Here is a 17,618-nt window from a genome sequence, read left to right on the forward strand (position 1 = left end):
GTCCAGATGAACGCCGTCTAACCCCAGTCTTTGCGCCAACAGGACATGGTTCGAAATCACCAAAGCGACGTCGCGCGCATGCGCGACTTCACGGCAAGCGTCAGCCGCTCGGGCAATCTGGTCTTCATCTTTTCCTGCGAGAGCCAGTCGGATGCACGCGACTTCCACACCGTCCAGAACCCGCGCAAGCGTATCAGGAAAACCGCGCAACTCGATTGACGGCGGAGTGATCAGATAGATTTGCGGCTGCTCGGGGGTGTCCATCGCTGCGTCCTTGGCTGGGGCTTTTGCGCGGTTTAGCGGATTGCGCGAGGGAAGCAAACTTTTATGGATGAATAGATCTGTTTTCCACGACGGAAGAGAGGCCACGCCTTGCCCTGCGAATTCAGGAGCATTAGAGCGGTGTGGACTTTCGGAGTATCAGATGCCCAGCGACAGATCACAGCCTTCATTTGTTCTCGTGCGCCCGCAAATGGGCGAAAATATCGGTGCAGCTGCCAGAGCCATGTGGAACTTCGGGCTGGATCGAATGCGGATCGTTGCCCCGCGCGACGGTTGGCCGAATCCAAAGGCGGTGGCCATGTCCAGCGGGGCAGGACGCTTGTTGGACGAAGCGCAGCTATTCGAGGATCTGTCAATCGCGCTGTCCGATCGATCTTTTGTCTTCGCGACAACCGCCCGCCAGCGTGGGTTGACGAAACCAGTCTACAGCCCTGAGCGTGCGATGCAGATTGCGGCTGAGAAAGTTGCGGCCGGAGAGCAGGTCGCGGTGTTATTCGGCCCAGAGCGGGCGGGGCTGGAAAACGAAGATATAGCAAAGGCGAACGCAATTATTTCCGTTCCGGTAAATCCGGAATATGCCTCTCTTAATCTGGGACAATGCGTCTTGTTGGTTGCATACGAGTGGATGCGCCAAAGCGGAGAAGTCGTGCACGAGGCAACCGATCTGGGCAAGGGCGACTGGGCGACCGGGATAGAGGTCGAAAAACTGGTCGAACACTATGAAGAACGGCTTGATGAGGCCGGTTTTTTTTATCCCCCGGAAAAGGCTGAGGGTATGAAAGTCAACCTGCGCAATCTTTGGTCACGGATGCGGATGACGCGGGCGGATGTGCAGATGCTACACGGGATCATGCGTCAGATGGTCCGGTGGAAAGAAAATAGCTGACACTGGACCAATGCGACAGACGGCCCTAGCTTGCGTTGAAATTCAGAACAAGAGGATGGAATGAGCGGTAAGCGCAGCATCTTTGAGGAAGTTTCGGGTGACAAAAAGCAGGCGGCCCTCAAGCCCGGCGTGATTGATCGCGACCAAGGTGGTGCGCGGCGTGCTATCCGTTTGTGGCTTATGGTGCTGTTTGCCATGGTCGTCGCCACGATCGTGGTTGGCGGTCTGACGCGCCTGACTGACAGCGGGCTTTCGATTACCGAATGGCGTCCTCTGACTGGGGCGGTACCACCTTTGAGCGAAGCCGAATGGCAATCTGAATTCCAGAAATACCAGCAGATTGATCAGTGGCGGATTCAGAACCAGTGGATGGATCTGGAAGATTTCAAGTCGATCTATTGGTGGGAATGGGGACACCGGCAATTGGGCCGTGCTATAGGTCTTGTTTGGGCCATGGGGTTCCTCGGCTTTCTGATGGCACGAAAGGTCCCAACAGGCTGGGCTGGTCGGTTGCTGCTGCCGGGCATCCTCGGCGGAATACAAGGCGCGGTCGGTTGGTGGATGGTGGCGTCGGGCGTGACGCAGGGCGAGGGGATGACATCGGTAGACAGCTATCGACTTGCCACCCACTTGGGGTTGGCATTTGTCATTCTGGGTTTCCTGGCGTGGTACGTTTATATGCTCGGGCGAACGGAGCGCGACTTGATGCAAGCGCGTCGGGTCAAAGAGGCAAAACTGTTTTCTCTGTCCACAGGGTTGATTCATTTCGCATTTTTGCAAATCCTGATCGGTGCGCTTGTGGCTGGTATCGACGCAGGTCGATCCTTTACAGACTGGCCTCTGATTGGGGGGCAAGTTTTGCCGCCTGATGCCACTGTGCTGGAACCCGTGTGGCGAAACTTTTTCGAAAGTCCCGGGCTGGTTCAGTTCATTCATCGCTGTGCAGGGTATCTTCTTTGGGTGTTTGCCCTGTTCGTTTGGCTGCAAGGGAGGTCGAGCGCTCATCCCAACACGAGGTTTGCCTTCAACGCGACCTTTGCGGCCCTTTCGTTTCAGGTTGTCTTGGGAATTGTCACGGTTCTTTATGGCGCCCCATGGCAGATCGCGATTTTACATCAGCTTTTGGCCGTGATCGTCTGGGCACTCATCCTGAAAGCCCGTTTTTTGTCCGCCTATCCCATTGCAACCTCACTTCGTGGAGCCTGACCAGCATGACTGCCTATGATGAATTGATGGCGTTTGAGCGGGAAACTTCGGCCCTGGGTCAGATCGCCGGACGGCTGGGCTGGGATCAGGAGACGATGATGCCGCGTGGAGCCGCGGTTCAACGGGGAGAAGAAATGGCGGCGATCGAGGCGGTTCTTCATGCCCGTCGTTCTGATCCGCGGGTTGGTGACTGGCTGGAACGGGCTGAAGCGACCTGCGACGTCAGCGCCGCGCAATTACGTGAAATCCGTCGCGCATTTGACCGCGCCGGCAAGGTGCCTGCCGATCTGGCCAAGGCGATTGCACGCGTGACGTCTCAGGCTCAGGGGAAATGGGCTCAGGCGCGCGCAGACGAAGATGTTGCAGCGTTCATCCCGGTGCTGGAAGAAGTCGTTTCGTTAAAACGTGAAGAAGGCGCAGCCCTTGCGCAGGGTAACGACGTGTACGACGCGCTGATCGAGGATTATGAACCCTACACGACAAGTGGTCAGATCGCCGAGACTTTTGATGCGATGCGGCCCAGACTCGTCGCCTTGCGGGCGACGGTGTTGGCTCAGCCAATGCCCACGGGCGTTTCCGGAAAATTTGACGAGCAGAAGCAGATGGAAATGTCGCAGAAACTAGCGGTAGCCTTTGGCTATGACCTCAGTCGTGGCCGTGTTGACAAGGCAGTGCACCCTTTCAGTTCCGGAAGCGGATCGGACGTTCGGATAACGACCCGCACATCTGTAACCGACCCGTTCAACTGTTTCTATTCCACCATTCACGAGGTTGGTCACGCCGCATATGAACAAGGGATCGACGACTCTTATGCGTTAACACCACTGGGACGCGGCGTTTCAATGGGGGTGCATGAAAGTCAGAGTCGGATTTATGAAAATCAACTCGGCCGCAGTCGCGCCTTCACTGGTTGGTTGTTTCCACAGATGACCAAAGTATTTGGCGATTTTGGCATTGGTTCTGCAGATGAATTCTATGCGGCCGTAAACCGGGTCCACAACGGGTATATTCGCACTGAAGCCGATGAGGTTCAGTATAACCTGCATATCATGATGCGATTTGACCTAGAGCGCGCGTTGATGCGAGGGGATCTGCATGTGGCTGATCTGGAAGCCGCTTGGAATGATCGGTTCAAGGCGGATTTCGGATTTGCCGTCGATAAACCCTCGAATGGATGTTTGCAGGATGTCCATTGGTCAGTCGGCCTGTTCGGGTATTTCCCAACCTATTCTTTGGGCAACGTATATGCCGGATGCCTTCATGAGGCTTTGAGAAGTGCAGTGCCCGAGTTGGACACCCAACTGGAACAAGGCGATACCAGTGGCGCAACCGGTTGGCTGCGAGACAATTTGCAACGTCACGGCGGTCTTTATGCGCCACGGGAAATCATTGAACATGCCAGTGGCCAAAAGCCGGGGCCGGAACCATTGTTGGGATATCTGGAAGCAAAGTTCTCAGAGCTTTATGGTCTATGAGGGCATTTCCGTGAAGTAAAATTGTCGACCGGAAATGATGGAGTTGACTTTTTGATACAATGTATTCCGTTTCAGCGTGCCACACAGTCCATGACGCGCCCATCCGAACGGGCAAGGCTCAGTTTTCCATCGTCTGTTCTGGTAACCCAACGCTCATCGCCATATCCATCAGATGTCAGTCGCCCATCTGCGTTGATCTCGTACTCTGCATTGACTATCTTGCCGCGTACAATGGCTGAATACGGAATTGTTTTGGAGTCCGTTTCGATGTCTTGAACAATCCATTCAAGTGGCGTTAAACCCATCATGCAGTCAAAGTGCTGACCGCTGATTGCGTCGATCAACTCTTCTCCAAGCAATTCGTCGGCCATCAGGGGCGATGCGGCAAGAACGAAAATAGTGCCCATTAGAAAGGTTAAGTGGTTCATTGTGCCCTCGGGAAAAGAGCGGCATGTCTGCCGCTCTTTGGTGGTCAACTTCCGGTGTCCGCTTCGTCCTCGTCGCCCTGATCTGCAATCCAGGCGACACTGACGACTTCTTCACCTTTTCCTGTGTTGAATACGCGCACGCCACCTGCGCTGCGTGACCGGAAGGAAATGCCATCAACCGGAACACGGATCGATTGGCCCCTAGATGTCGCCAGCATGATCTGATCGTCGATCTCAACCGGGAAAGAGGCAACCAAATCGCCGCCTCGCATGGCTTTGTCCATTGCCGCGACTCCCATGCCGCCACGTCCCCGGACTGGGTAGTCGTGGCTGGAACTGAGCTTGCCCGCCCCGCCTGTCGTGATGGTCAGGATCAAGTTTTCGGCGGCGGACATCTCGGCGTACCGTTCTTGCGGCAGCACGCTGTCCGCGTTGCCTTCGTCCTCGTCATTCTCGGTGTCTTCTGTTACACCAGCCATTAAGCGGCGCATTTTTAGATATGCGGCTCGTTCATCGGGACCGGCTTCGAAATGCCGAATAACCGACATTGAAACAACGCGATCTCCGTTAGTCAGTTTGATTCCCCGAACACCAGTGGATTCGCGTGAATTGAAGACCCGCACGTCAGTGGTGCGGAAGCGGATCGCGCGACCGGAATTGGTGACCAGCATTACGTCCTCGTCTTCAGAACAGATGCGTGCATTTACCAGTTCGACGCTTTCGGGCAATTTCATCGCAATCTTTCCGTTCCGCCGGACATTGGTGAAGTCCGACAACCGGTTGCGGCGAACATCGCCCGCGCTGGTGGCGAAAATGATCTGGAGGTTTTCCCATTCCTCATCCGGCACATCGACCGGCATGATTGCCGCAATGGAAACACCGGTCGGGATCGGCAAGATATTGACGATGGCCTTACCCTTGCCGGTGCGTCCTGACTGAGGCAAGCGCCAAGTCTTGAGCTTGTAGACCATTCCGTCGGTAGTGAAGAACAATAGTTGTGTATGTGTATTAGCCACAAAAAGGGTGGTGACCACATCCTCTTCCTTGGTCTGCATCCCTGACAGCCCCTTGCCGCCACGCTTTTGAGCACGGAAATCGGCCAATGGGGTGCGCTTGATGTAGCCGCCCGAGGTCACAGTGACGACCATGTCTTCACGTTCGATTAGGTCCTCGTCTTCCATGTCTCCGGACCAGTCGACTATCTCGGTACGGCGCGGCACGGCAAAATTCTCGCGCACTTCGCGAAGTTCGTCTGCGATGATTTCCATGATACGCTCGCGCGAGCCGAGAATTTCCAGGAATTCTTTGATCTTGGCGGCCAGGTTTTCCAGTTCGTCCGTGACTTCCTTGACGCCAAGTTGGGTTAGGCGTTGCAGACGCAGGTCGAGAATTGCGCGGGCCTGTGCTTCGGACAGGTTATAGGTCCCGTCCTCGTTCATGGTGTGGGTCGGGTCATCAATCAGCCGAATGTAGCTTGCGATGTCTGAGGCCGGCCAGCGGCGCGTCATCAGCTTTTCGCGCGCTTCAGAAGCGTCGGCAGAGCTTCGAATTGTCGCGACGACCTCGTCCACGTTGGAAACGGCGACAGCCAATCCGCACAGAATATGGCTGCGTTCGCGCGCTTTTCGCAAGTCGTAAGCAGTACGACGCGCCACCACGTCTTCACGGAAATCAATGAAGCATGTTAGAAACCGGCGCAGAGTCAGTTGCTCGGGCCGACCGCCATTCAGCGCCAGCATGTTGCAGCCGAAGGAGGTCTGCATTGGTGTAAAGCGGTAGAGTTGGTTCAGAACGACCTCGGGTGTGGCGTCGCGTTTCAACTCGACCACAACGCGCACGCCATTGCGGTCGGATTCGTCCTGAACATGGGCGACTCCTTCAATCCGCTTTTCGCGAACTGCTTCGGCGACTTTTTCGATCATCGCGGCCTTGTTCACCTGATAGGGAATTTCGTCCACAATAATGGCATAGCGGTCTTTGCGCAGTTCTTCGACCCGCGTCTTGGCGCGGATAATGACGCTGCCGCGCCCTTCCAGATAGGCTTTGCGAGCCCCCGAGCGACCCAGCATCAAACCACCTGTCGGAAAGTCGGGGCCGGGCACGTATTGGATCAGTTGCTCGCTTGTCAGATCCGGGTCATCGATCAGTGCCAGAGTGGCATCAACCACTTCACCCAGATTGTGCGGAGGAATGTTGGTTGCCATGCCGACGGCGATACCGCCAGCGCCGTTGACCAGCATGTTCGGGAATCGGGCCGGCAAAACAGTCGGTTCACGGTCCTTGCCGTCGTAGTTGTCCTGAAAATCGACTGTTTCTTTTTCGATGTCCGCCAGCAAGGCGCTCGCGGGTTTGTCCATCCGGACTTCTGTGTAACGCATAGCCGCGGGGTTGTCGCCATCCATCGAGCCAAAGTTGCCCTGGCCATCAAGCAAAGGCAGCGACATCGAGAAATCCTGAGCCATCCGTACCAGAGCATCATAGATGGCGCTGTCACCATGCGGGTGGTACTTACCCATAACGTCACCAACCGGTCGGGCCGATTTGCGATATGACTTGTCATGGGTATTTCCAGTCTCGTGCATCGCATAAAGGATGCGGCGATGTACAGGTTTCAGTCCGTCGCGCAGATCTGGGATCGCGCGGCTTACTATGACCGACATCGCATAGTCGAGATACGAATTGCGCATCTCGGATTCGATGGAAACCGTCGGGCCATCATACGCTGGGCGTTGAGGGGGATTTTCGTCGGTGTTTTCAGGGGTTTCTGGCGTATCGCTCACGTAAACTGCCCGTTCCTTGTGAAGGGTCTATATCTTGTGGCTGCATCTTATCAGAACCTGCATATAGGGTGCAAGCAAACAGCATCTGCGGCTGAAAACTCTCGATGTCGTAATGTTAACACATTGTTTTTATGAGCGTTTGAAGGAGTTTGTGTTATCATATTGTGACCGAGGTTTTTTACCGGAGGTCTGTATGGGAAAAAACGAAACTGAATTGATGCTTAAAGGCTACGGCCTGACAACGGCTGAAATCTTCTATCACATGCCTGACTATATCCATGTCCTGAACACCTTTGTGTGGCAGGACTATGATCTTGCGCCCGATCATCCAAAACTGTTCGGTTTCATCGAGTTCTGGCAACGCGAGATTGAAGGGCCGCTCCATTCTGTCCGCTTTACACATCGCAAGATGTTGTCATCCGGAGAGTGGCGAAACATTGTCGGGGAATACCGGCTCAATTGACGCCGGGAGTCGCTACTGAAGCCTTCTCGCCTGAACATTGCAGGTAGACGTGCCAACGGTTGTGTAGCTGTTTCCATCGGGTGCTAAACGCCCGGAAAAGACATTTGTTTTGCCCGGAAAGAAACTTTTCCCACTGATATCCTGTCCTGACAGATACACTTCGGCCGATCCAGTCTGTCCAAGGGAATCCGAAATCTGCCCACGAAAGAAGTTTGGCCCTGCTTGAGTATAGCTGGCTGATCCAGTGACTTTCAGAAAAGCCGCGCAGGTTGCGGAAAACGACCATGTCCCGGCCAGAGTAGGGGCAATCGATTTGCGTTCTGGAGTCGGAATAGCAACACAAACCGGCCCCGGTTTGCCCGCCAGTTCCTTAAGGGCTTTTTTACTGCCGAGATCACTTGGTTTTAGAGAAGAACCGGTGGCAGTTAAATATGCCCGAAAGCCCGTTTTGGTTCTGGGTCCTGCGATGCCGTCCGGTGACCCTACTGAGCATCCTAGTCTATTGAGTTCTACCTGGCTTTGTTCAATCAGGACCTCGATCTCAGTTTCCTTTCTTTGTGGTGAATGAGCCGCGACCGTTTTGTCGGGACTACTATCTTCCAGCGAATCCCTCAACTTCAACGCAACCTGAAAGGCGAACGCGTCGGATCGATCTGAGTATTTATCTAGAAATGCGTCATAGGCTTGGACCGTTCCGATAGCGCGGGTCAGTTCCAGATCAAGCCGAATGTCGTTAGAATTCTTGAAATCCGCCACCCCTTCCGACTGATTTCGAGGTGCAATCGCAAAGTAGAACTCACCGATCAGTTCATCATAATACGCGGGTATCTGTCGGTGCTGCACTGTGCTGGCGAGATCACGGACGCTGACCCTAAGATCCGACATCAAAGCGCGAATCTCCAGCCCCGGCTGTGAGATGAGCGGCAGCAGCGCCCGCGTGAAAACCGAGTTTTCTGCAGTGTCATCGTCGTCAAGCCGGTCCAGCGCCAGTTGGCCTGCACCGGCAGAGAAGATGACGAATGTGCCTTGTGGCGCAATGATCCGTCCCAAGCCTCTTGTTTTTCCAATGCTTCTGCCATTTGTCACCTCAAACGGGTTGTTTCGGCAAGCGTCGATAATCGCGATGGAGGCGCGTGCGCCCGTGGTGCGAATACGATCCAGCAGATCCGATAGGGCAATCGCCTCGGATCTGACGAAATCGCTTTCTCCGTTTGAGGGAACAATGATGTCGGTCGGTAACAAATAGTTCTCACCGTCGATCTCGACGCCGTGCCCGGCAAAGAACAAAAGCGCAATGTCACCCGGATTCAATCGAGACGTGAACTGCGAGATTTGGCGGTTCATCCCGCGCCGCCCCAAATCGGTGGCTAAATGAGTGTCAAACCCGAGAACATCAAGCGTCTGGGACAGTGACAGCGCGTCGGCAACTGCCTTATCCAGCTTTTCGACTTCTTCATAATCGTTGTTCCCGATTATCAGGGCACGGCGTTCCTGTGCCCAAACCGGTTCGGTTGAAATTAGTAGTGCAAGTATCATCAACCAACGCATGAAGACCCTCGACACCAATTTGATCTCGCAAATTTATTGAGATTTTGCATGTCATCGCAACAATGCCAATTTTAAGCCGGTTTGGCTATCGTTTGTATTTTGTCGAGCTACAGAGGGATCCTATGCTGAGTATCTTTGTGATTTTGGCGGTTGTGTCTGATCACTCAGCTGACGTGTCCAAAAGATGGTTGTTTCTGCCCCGTAGGTTCGTCAAGCCGACGAAATGCCCGCGCAGTGACGAGGTGCGCAGTGACCTAGCCCCCTGAAATCAGGCCACCGGGGTGTTGCAATCCGTCCAAGCAAAGGATGGACTGTGAAATGCAGATTTAGCGACGAACTGATCATTGGAATAATTAAGGGATACGAGGCTGGGGTCAAAGCTCAGGAGCTGTGCCGTAAATACAGGATCAGCGATGCGACGTTTTACAAATACAAAGTCAAGTTTGGCGGGATGGGCGTGGCGAACGCGAAAAAGTCGCGAGCGCGACTTTCGCCTTGAACTCGGGCGAGAGGTTCTTCCGTTTCGACATCTCTGATCTCCTCTTCGTGGAAGACCAGTGACAACTAATCATAGCTTACTTCAGTGTCCGAATTTCAGGAGATAGCTCACAAGATCACGCGACTCGACGGACTCATGCCAGGGCGTTGCGCTGCTTAAGCAGCATAACAGAAGTCCCTTCAACCGTGCCATAGCGCTCTGACCGAACGGCTACTGCGCTTCGCAATCTGGGGCGTGATGGACTGCCGGCGTGTGGTCGCTGTCTCGACAACCGGGTAGAGAATTCGCACCTGCCATTTCGACGACGAGAACGGGTAATGCAGCACCTCTGATGAATGCGAAGTTTGCAGAAGTTGGGACCGCACCTGGGTTGCCGGAAAGATTGTAGTTCAATGAACAAAATTAGTTGGATCGCCCCTGTGGCCGATGGCTATTATTCTTGAGGGGGCGGCAAAAGATCCAGTTGGTCTTGAGTGAGTTGGGAATGCATCAGTTGCAGCGAAAGTGATCCGGGATTATACCTCAGCGCTCGGGCCAACACACTAGTTGCTGCTGCTACATCCCCCAGTGCCAGTTCCAAGCGTGCCTGCATGATCCAGGCGTCTATGAGTTGGGGGTCAAGCCGTGCAGCTTCGGTAAAGGCGTTTGCTGCGGCGGGCAGGTTCCGCATCACAAGGGCGGTTCCACCTAGTTGCAAATGCGTTTCGGGAAAATCCAGCCTGCTTGCCATCGCGCTCTGCCACTCATCGAACGCGCGGCGCATGTTTTTGGCGTCTTGCGACGGCAATCGGGCTATCGGCGCCTGTAGCATCGCCTTGGCCGCAGCCATACGTACGGAACGCGACGGATCAGCCAACGCACCTATTGTGCGCTGCACGCGGTCGATCGCTGATGCAATCCTTTGCAGGCCAACTGCTGCGCTACGCACCACCGGGTCGGGATCCTGGATCAACTTGACCAGCGATTCGGCCTCTTCAGGGTCTTGCGTCTGCTCCAGTAGATAAAGCGCTGTTGCCCGAACCAACCCTGGCATCTCGTCATTCAGCGCCAGATCGCGCAGGTCGGTCGCAGCGGTCACAGGATCGTTTCGACCTCGGGCGATCACCTCTCCATAATGAGGGCCGCGCTTGTCGCTGTCCGGGAACCACTCCTCAAGTTTGGAGGCGGCCCAATCCGATGTCTCATCGGTGTGGCATGTGGTGCAGGCATCGGGTGCACCTGTTCTTTTCGAAAGGTCGGGGCGCGGAATGCGAAATGAATGATCGGCGCGCCAATCGTTGCCCATATAGACACGTTTGACCATATGGCAGTTTTTGCACTGTGCGCCCGATGATCCTTTGGGGTGGTGAGTGTGATCAGAGGAGTCGAAATCCAGTAAAGGAAGGCTTGGATACTCCGGATTTCCTGCCAGGCTGTGACACGTTGTACAGATACCGTTCTCTTCGGCAATTAATTTGGCCTCATGCGGCAAATGGCAATCACCACATGCCACGCCCTTGGCATACATCTTGGATTGAAGAAAAGAGCCATAGACATAGACCTCGCCCTGAATCTGACCGTCTGCGTGGTAGAGACCTTCACGCAACAATGACAGGCCATAGGCATCGTCATAAGGCGTTCCCGGAACCGGATTACCGTCAAAATGGGCCTCGCGACGAGAATGGCATCCGGCGCATTGCTGTATCATTTGACGACGATCAGACAGATCTACCGGGAATCCGTAAGCCAGAGGAGGGGGCTCTCGCATCGTCTCTGGCTTGCTGGCCCAATCCACGTGGCTTGATCCCGGCCCATGGCAAGCCTCACACCCGACGCCGATTTCGATTTGTGAAGACGCAAAGCTGCGGCTCGGTAAATCATAATTCGCGTTATATCCGGTTGCATGGCAGGCAGCGCAGCGGCTGTTCCATGTTTTGTAAGGTCCTGTCCAGTGCAGCCCATCGTCGGGTCCAAAACTCTGCTCCGGATAAAGATGAAACCAACCGCCCTTTTCCGTGTCCCAAACCACGTCAAAGCTTTGCAGCCGTCCCTTTTCGGTTTCGATTAGATATTGCTGCAGCGGTTCAACCCCGACAACCGAATGGATCGCGTAGTCAGTCGTGCTCCCGTCTAACTCTCGGACCGACACATTATAGCGACCGTCTGGCGTCACGCGAAACCGTGCTGTCATCCCGTCCAGTGTGAATTCGGTTTCATTGAAATCCGCCAGTACGTTTTCTGGTGTGGCGGTCGTCCAGGCTCTGGCGTGATGAGATCCCTTCCATGCGGCGGCAGACTCTGTATGGCAATCGGTGCATTCGTCTGATCCCACATAGTCAGGTTCCGAAGCTGCAGGTTGCGTAAGCAGGTATACCATCGCCAAGAATTGCCCCAACCATAAGATCGAGCCGCGAGTTGTTTGCACATCTGGCAGGGCCGTGAACTTCACCGCAAAAACTCGAACAATGGTTCCCCCACCGAACCGGATGGCATTTTTGTGCCAAGATAAGTCGCGATGGTGGCAGCTACGTCGACGGTTGAGACGCGATGCAAGAAACGCCCTGGCGAGATGTACGGACCGGCAAGGATGATGGGAACGTGAGTGTCGTAAGTCCAAGGCGAGCCATGTGCCGAAGCAACGGTAAGACCGTCAAAATCGGCGATAAACCAATGCGGTTCAAACACAACATAGATGTCCCCCGATCGTTCCGGGTGGAAATTGGCAAGCACGGCATTGGTGATTTTCCCCGGGGCAACCGCGCCGGTTCGAAGGTCGTCGCTGGCAATTGCATGGGCGATGCCGTCCAGACGGTCGAGTTCTTCGGCTACCGCGCGCGCTACTTCGGCGCGATCCAGTCCGCGCGCCTCGATTTCCTGATGGTCAAGGTACAGATATGGGTTCGAGAAGTTGCGGATCAACGGGCGGCTTTCCCCGAAATCCGCAGAGAGGCGAACGAAACCCGGTTCCGTGTCGACGCGTTCGAAATCGAATGTTCCCGCTTCAATACCCAGCGTTTCAAGATATCCTGGATGTTCTGGTGCACCGTGATCGGCAGACAAAATGACGAGCGTCTTATCCAGCTCGACGTGCTCATCGACGAAAGCCAGCAGGTCGGACAGCGTGCCGTCCAAGCGGCGCAGATTGTCCTCTGCTTCCAAGCTCGACGGGCCAAATATGTGCCCCACATAATCAGTCGATGAAAAGCTGACCGCCAGGTAATCGGGCACATCATCCTGCCCCAATCCCTCGCCAATCAGCAAGGCCTTTGCAAAATCTGCGGTAATCTCGTCCCCGGCCGGGCTGAGTGTCAGGCGTGTCGTGAAATACTTGTCATCTGCTGAGCCCCAGTCATGCGGGAACGTGCGGCCAAAACCAGGAAAATCAGTTTCCCACAACTGATCGTCCCTGTAACCAAAGGCATAACTTTCAGGGTCACCCTGCAAGGTCCAGCTTTGTCCAGCATAGCTTTGAACGAGATCTTGATGTTCCCACTCATGAACCCAATCCGGGTAGTTGTCGCGATAGAACGTGCTGGTTACGAAACGTCCTTCGCTTTTCGAGAACCAGAAAGCCTGGCCCGCGTGACCTGCCATGGAAATCGCCCCGCGATCCTTGACCGACACGCCAAAAACCTTTGCCTCAGGCCCGAAGTGAAGGGCGATTTCATCGGAAATGGTCGATGTCAGAATGGCACGAGGGGATCGGCCATCCGTGGTCGCCGCCCTTTGTGTCGGATCGATCTCGGCACTCTCATCCACTCCTCGCGCGCCGATCAGCGGGTAGTCGGGATCCTGTACATTGTAGAATTGCGTTCCCGACACTCGGTCAAACCAAAGATTCGCTACCATGCCGTGAATCGACGGGGTGGTGCCGGTCGCGAGTGTTGTGTGTCCGACAATCGTCTCGGTGTTTGCATGGTCGTGATGGGCGTTGGCAAACACTGCGCCGTTTTCAAGAAGGTAGGTAAAACCGCCCGATCCGAAACCCGAACCAAATCGGTCGATCAGATCGCCGCGCAACTGGTCCACCGTGATCTGCAGGACCAGTCGCGGCTTCTCCTGTGCGGCAAGCGATGTTGCTGCGGCGCATGCGGCAAATAGAGGCAACATCTTCTGCAATCGCATATCCATGATCCTCGCGGCTAATGTTTGATCCAATCCGGCTTGTTGATGCCCCACAAAATTGGTTGGAGACCGGATCTGTCGCTGGCTTTTACTGAAAACGAAGAGCCGCCCGGCATGGGCCGGGCGGTCTAACCATCCTATCGTGATCCGGGATCCTGCAGCGTTTCCATAACCTTGTCGAGGCTGAAAGATGCTGCTTCCTGGCGGGGTGGATATTCCTGGAATGTTGCTAGGAATTGTCCGACGTATTGCTGTGCGGGCACCAGCAGGTATGCACGATCCAGAACCCAATCATAATAGGTGTTCGATGTGCGATAGGCTCTCTCGTACGGATCGCGACGCAGGTTCGTGATCAGTGGTACGCGCAGGGGGGTTAATGGCTCCATCCATGCCCGGAAAGTCGCCCACGCGGTTTGTTCTAGGAACGTGATCTTCCAGTCGGAAAACCGTAGCGCCGCCAGATCACCATCATCGGTGAAATAGAACACCTCCTTGCGCGGACTTTGGTCTGTTTCGCCCGTCAGTAGCGGCAGGATGTTGTAGCCGTCCAAATGCACACGGTACTCGCGCCCCGCCATCGCGTCGACGGTAACTCCCTCTAGCAAATCGTCCTTGACCGTTTCATTCCCGGCTACTGCAAGGAAAGTCGGGAGCCAATCCATGTGGTGAACGATTTCGTTCGTGATCGAGCCCGGCTCGATCTTCCCTGGCCAGCGCACCATTGCGGGAACGCGCCAACCGCCTTCCCATTGGGTGTTCTTTTCGCCCCAGAAAGGTGTCATCGCCGCGTCGGGCCAAGTGTTCATGTGCGGGCCATTGTCTGTGGAGTAGAATACGATGGTGTTGTCCGCGATTCCAAGCTCGTCTAACTTTTCGAGGAACAGGCCGATATGCATGTCATGCTCGACCATCCCGTCGGCGTACTCATCCTGACCAGAGATTCCGCGGTTTTCGTCTTTGACATGCGTGCGGAAGTGCATTCGGGTGCCGTTCCACCAAACGAACCATGGCGTGCCTTCGGCTGTCTTCTCTTCGATGAACGCCAAAGCTGCAGCAGAGGTTTCATCGTCGACAGTTTCCATGCGCTTCTTGGTCAGTGCACCGGTATCTTCGATGGTTTGTGAGATCTCACTCTCACCATAGTTAGCCGATGATCGGATTACGCCGCGCGGGCCATAGCGATCCAGAAAAGTCTCTCCGTTCGGCAGAACCAGATCACGCGGATAGTCTTCGTTCTCAGGTTCCTCCTCGGCGTTCAGGTGATACAGATTGCCAAAGAACTGATCGAAGCCGTGGTTGGTTGGCAGGTGCTCGTCCCGGTCGCCCAAGTGGTTCTTTCCGAATTGGCCGGTTGCGTAACCCTCGGCCTTCAGCAAAGCGGCAATCGTCGGATCCTCTGTCTGCATGCCTTCTTCTGCTCCCGGCAAGCCGACCTTGGACAGGCCGGTTCGAAACACCGATTGCCCCATGATAAAAGATGCTCGACCAGCGGTGCAGGATTGTTCTGCATAATAGTCGGTGAACATGATCCCTTCGTCTGCAATCCGGTCGATGTTGGGTGTTTGATACCCCATTAGTCCAAACGTATAGGCCGAAATGTTGGACTGGCCGATATCGTCCCCCCAGATCACAAGAATATTCGGTTTTCCTTCCTGTGCCGACACGGACGTTGCAAGGGCAACGCTCGCAACCGCCAACTGCGCTACAAAAACTGCCTGTCGAAATCGCATGCAATTCTCCTCCCTTTTGCGTGCTTTCTTCTGTGGTAACTATTTCGTTATCAAGTCTTAGCCACTTTTGCGTAAAACGAATCGGAAGGGAAGTGAGTATTCCTAGATTGGCATGAGAAAGCTTTTCGCGACCTCGGTGTCAGATTCAGGGCCCAAGAATCATAGTTGGCTGTTGGCTAATTAGGTTGAACAGCCCCCCAAGCAGCAATGATACTTTGCCGTTCGAGGGCATCATAAAGCGCGGATTTGGAAGTGTGTGGGTCAGAAGGAGCCGGACGCGTATCGCAGTGCCGGGAGGGCAATCATCGACCCGAAAACGAGTAGCGCCGATTGACGGCCTCCGTTTCGGTTCGATTGTTACTACGTAGAAAAACGGAGGACGGCAGAAACCGATCTTGTCGACAGCACAACGGCGGCTCTTGAGCGTGGGTCGGTAGGTATGTGGCGACCGCATTCGCGGTTCGATGTAAAACGCTGTTTCGGCTACCTCAATTTCTTGCCAAAAAACCGCGATACCGCGAATGACCTAGGGAATGAACCTTTTGAGCAGAGGGAAGAACTATCAACTTGGGAAGCACGAAATCGTTGGCAACAGAGTCCAATTGCCTGATGTCGCGAGCCACCCTTGGAGACTACAGTAAGGTTTGGCTTTCTTCATCGCGAGCGAAAGGGCGATTTCAAAGGAAATCAGCTCGGTTTTCCTTGATCGGCTTTTTGCTTGAGACAGTGGAACATGGCAAAAAGGGGCACTTGTTGCCATTAGAATTGATTGTACCGTGTCATCGAACACGCGCGAAGGGGCTTCAATGATACGCTTGGTTGCAGTGTTCCTCGTGGTACTTCCCGGCATGGCCTATGCTCATGCCTCCGAGCGCATGGTTATCCTGACGCTGCCGACCGGGTGGTACATGGTCGGTGCCGCAATTGCCGTAGTGCTGACGGCACTCCTGAGCGCATTCGCTGCCCGGCCACCGAAATTTCCTGCTTTCGAATTGTTTTTCCGTCCGGCTTTTCTCGCTCGCACCGCACTAAATTGGATTGGTACAGCAGTTTTCGCTGTCCTCATCGGGACAGGTGTCTGGGGAACACACGACCCGGCAGAAAACTTGTTACCTTTGATGCTGTGGACCATGCTCTGGGTCGGGCTTACGCTTTTGGCTGTCCTGTTCGGCGATCTGTGGCGTAAAATCGAACCATGGAGTGGCCCGGTACGATTGCTGCGCCACCTTTTGGGCAGGAAGAAGAGAATTGGTCTTTCCAGGCTTGGATACTGGCCTGCCGTGCTGGGTTATCTGGGATTTGCCTGGTTCGAGATCGTGTCACTGGCCCCCGCGGACCCACCGCATCTCGCCCGGGTCGCGGTCATATACTATGTTGCCATTCTCGTTCTCGCCGTCACAGAAGGAGAGGAATGGTTGAGGCGAGGTGAGTTTCTGTCGGTCTATTTTGGGTTTGTTTCCAAAATCGCGCCCTTATGGGGCGAAGTGCGTAGCGGTGGTATCATGGTCATGGCTGGACCACCCGGTGCTCAGGTTCTGCGGATCGAACCGCTGGCACCTTCAGCTATTGCCTTCGTCACTCTTGTGCTCGCCTCGGTAAGCTTCGATGGACTGTCCGAAACCTTTTGGTGGCTCGCCCGCCTCGACATCAATCCCTTGGAGTTTCCTGGTCGTTCAGCTGTTTTGAAGGTGAATTCTGTCTCTCTTATCATTTTCTGGGGGATAAGCACGGCCCTCATACTCGGCGCGGTCCGTTTGGGTCTTCCACGGGGAAAGTTTCGGGAGGCAATCGGACCAATGATGCTGGCGTTTCTACCAATTGCAGCAGGGTATCATGTCGCGCACTATCTCGTTGCTTTCCTGACAGATGGGCAATATCTGATTGCCGCGATCAATGATCCGCTTGGAAAAGGCTGGCATCTGCTTGGACTTTCAGATCATTGGGTTTCTTTCGGCTTTCTGTCGACCCGTACGGGCGTACTGGCGATTTGGACTGCCCAGTTCTCGGTTATCCTCGCGGCTCATCTACTTGCAGTGATCCTTGGCTTTCGGTTGGGTGAACGGGCAGGCGTCGGGCCGAGTCTTTGGGCTCATTTGCCGGTCACGATATTGATGGTGGGCTATACGGTCTTCGGGTTGTGGTTGCTTTCCGCGCCAACGGCGGGATGAGAAAGGGTTTGCATTTCGCACTGACTCCGTGTTCCGTGACCAAGGGGAA

12 protein-coding genes and 2 pseudogenes are annotated in these 17,618 nt (G+C 54.8%); 7 read left to right on the forward strand and 7 right to left on the reverse strand.

The genetic code is table 11. From position 1 onward, the window contains the following. Positions 1–264, reverse strand: a 264-nt coding sequence (locus tag AC2FNB_RS05935) for a thiamine phosphate synthase (RefSeq protein WP_496745070.1), incomplete at its 3' end; no start/stop codon positions are given. A gap of 160 nt (positions 265–424) precedes the next feature. Between AC2FNB_RS05935 and AC2FNB_RS05940 the strand changes: the two genes are divergently transcribed. The 3 genes from AC2FNB_RS05940 to AC2FNB_RS05950 are packed head-to-tail and all read left to right on the forward strand — an operon-like array spanning position 425 to position 3,849. After that, positions 425–1,168, forward strand: a complete 744-nt coding sequence (locus AC2FNB_RS05940) for an RNA methyltransferase (RefSeq protein WP_480750942.1) — start codon at positions 425–427, stop codon at positions 1,166–1,168. 60 nt (positions 1,169–1,228) lie between these two features. Then, a complete protein-coding gene (gene ctaA / locus AC2FNB_RS05945) occupies positions 1,229–2,374 on the forward strand; it encodes a heme A synthase (RefSeq protein WP_496745073.1) in 1,146 nt (381 codons plus the stop codon). Between the two features lie 5 nt (positions 2,375–2,379). Then, positions 2,380–3,849 carry a carboxypeptidase M32 gene (locus AC2FNB_RS05950; RefSeq protein WP_496745075.1) on the forward strand — a complete coding sequence of 490 codons (1,470 nt, stop codon included), beginning with the start codon at positions 2,380–2,382 and terminating at the stop codon, positions 3,847–3,849. 71 nt (positions 3,850–3,920) lie between these two features. Here AC2FNB_RS05950 and AC2FNB_RS05955 read toward each other — a convergent pair whose 3' ends face one another. Then, a complete protein-coding gene (locus AC2FNB_RS05955) occupies positions 3,921–4,325 on the reverse strand; it encodes a hypothetical protein (RefSeq protein WP_496745076.1) in 405 nt (134 codons plus the stop codon). Next, complete coding sequence (gene gyrA / locus AC2FNB_RS05960; protein WP_496745078.1) at positions 4,322–7,057, reverse strand: DNA gyrase subunit A; 2,736 nt, start codon at positions 7,055–7,057, stop codon at positions 4,322–4,324. Before gyrA ends, AC2FNB_RS05955 begins: the two co-directional genes overlap by 4 nt. A 193-nt stretch (positions 7,058–7,250) precedes the next feature. Here gyrA and AC2FNB_RS05965 point away from each other — a divergent pair, with 193 nt between their 5' ends. Beyond that, complete coding sequence (locus tag AC2FNB_RS05965) at positions 7,251–7,520, forward strand: usg protein (protein ID WP_496745080.1); 270 nt, start codon at positions 7,251–7,253, stop codon at positions 7,518–7,520. Positions 7,521–7,532: 12 nt separating this feature from the next. On the opposite strand, the gene AC2FNB_RS05970 is transcribed toward AC2FNB_RS05965, so the two are convergent. Then, positions 7,533–9,068, reverse strand: a complete 1,536-nt coding sequence (locus tag AC2FNB_RS05970; RefSeq protein WP_496745082.1) for a caspase family protein — start codon at positions 9,066–9,068, stop codon at positions 7,533–7,535. Positions 9,069–9,381: 313 nt separating this feature from the next. Here AC2FNB_RS05970 and AC2FNB_RS05975 point away from each other — a divergent pair. Beyond that, positions 9,382–9,543 (forward strand): annotated as a pseudogene (locus tag AC2FNB_RS05975) (transposase); the annotation flags it as partial. A gap of 221 nt (positions 9,544–9,764) precedes the next feature. After that, positions 9,765–9,890: pseudogene (locus AC2FNB_RS05980) on the forward strand (IS6 family transposase); the annotation flags it as partial. A 110-nt stretch (positions 9,891–10,000) separates the two neighbouring features. Here AC2FNB_RS05980 and AC2FNB_RS05985 read toward each other — a convergent pair. From AC2FNB_RS05985 to AC2FNB_RS05995, 3 genes are all read right to left on the reverse strand, one after another. After that, positions 10,001–11,923, reverse strand: coding sequence for a multiheme c-type cytochrome (locus tag AC2FNB_RS05985; protein ID WP_496745127.1), 1,923 nt, complete (start codon positions 11,921–11,923; stop codon positions 10,001–10,003). Between the two features lie 68 nt (positions 11,924–11,991). Continuing rightward, positions 11,992–13,671 carry an alkaline phosphatase family protein gene (locus AC2FNB_RS05990; protein ID WP_496745084.1) on the reverse strand — a complete coding sequence of 560 codons (1,680 nt, stop codon included), beginning with the start codon at positions 13,669–13,671 and terminating at the stop codon, positions 11,992–11,994. Between the two features lie 137 nt (positions 13,672–13,808). Continuing rightward, a complete protein-coding gene (locus AC2FNB_RS05995; RefSeq protein ID WP_496745086.1) occupies positions 13,809–15,401 on the reverse strand; it encodes an arylsulfatase in 1,593 nt (530 codons plus the stop codon). A gap of 806 nt (positions 15,402–16,207) precedes the next feature. Here AC2FNB_RS05995 and AC2FNB_RS06000 point away from each other — a divergent pair. Further along, positions 16,208–17,569, forward strand: coding sequence for a hypothetical protein (locus AC2FNB_RS06000; RefSeq protein WP_496745088.1), 1,362 nt, complete (start codon positions 16,208–16,210; stop codon positions 17,567–17,569). Positions 17,570–17,618 lie beyond the last annotated feature (49 nt).

Source organism: Ruegeria sp. BHSB058 (assembly GCF_059613285.1).

Excerpts from the sequence above, each read along its gene's own strand:
- AC2FNB_RS05940 (WP_480750942.1), top strand. The coding sequence starts at position 425 with ATGCCCAGCGACAGATCACAGCCTTCATTTGTTCTCGTGCGCCCGCAA.
- ctaA (WP_496745073.1), top strand. The coding sequence starts at position 1,229 with ATGAGCGGTAAGCGCAGCATCTTTGAGGAAGTTTCGGGTGACAAAAAG.
- AC2FNB_RS05950 (WP_496745075.1), top strand. The coding sequence starts at position 2,380 with ATGACTGCCTATGATGAATTGATGGCGTTTGAGCGGGAAACTTCGGCC.
- AC2FNB_RS05965 (WP_496745080.1), top strand. The coding sequence starts at position 7,251 with ATGGGAAAAAACGAAACTGAATTGATGCTTAAAGGCTACGGCCTGACA.
- AC2FNB_RS05970 (WP_496745082.1), bottom strand. The coding sequence starts at position 9,068 with ATGCGTTGGTTGATGATACTTGCACTACTAATTTCAACCGAACCGGTT.
- AC2FNB_RS05985 (WP_496745127.1), bottom strand. The coding sequence starts at position 11,923 with ATGGTATACCTGCTTACGCAACCTGCAGCTTCGGAACCTGACTATGTG.
- AC2FNB_RS05990 (WP_496745084.1), bottom strand. The coding sequence starts at position 13,671 with ATGCGATTGCAGAAGATGTTGCCTCTATTTGCCGCATGCGCCGCAGCA.
- AC2FNB_RS05995 (WP_496745086.1), bottom strand. The coding sequence starts at position 15,401 with ATGCGATTTCGACAGGCAGTTTTTGTAGCGCAGTTGGCGGTTGCGAGC.
- AC2FNB_RS06000 (WP_496745088.1), top strand. The coding sequence starts at position 16,208 with ATGATACGCTTGGTTGCAGTGTTCCTCGTGGTACTTCCCGGCATGGCC.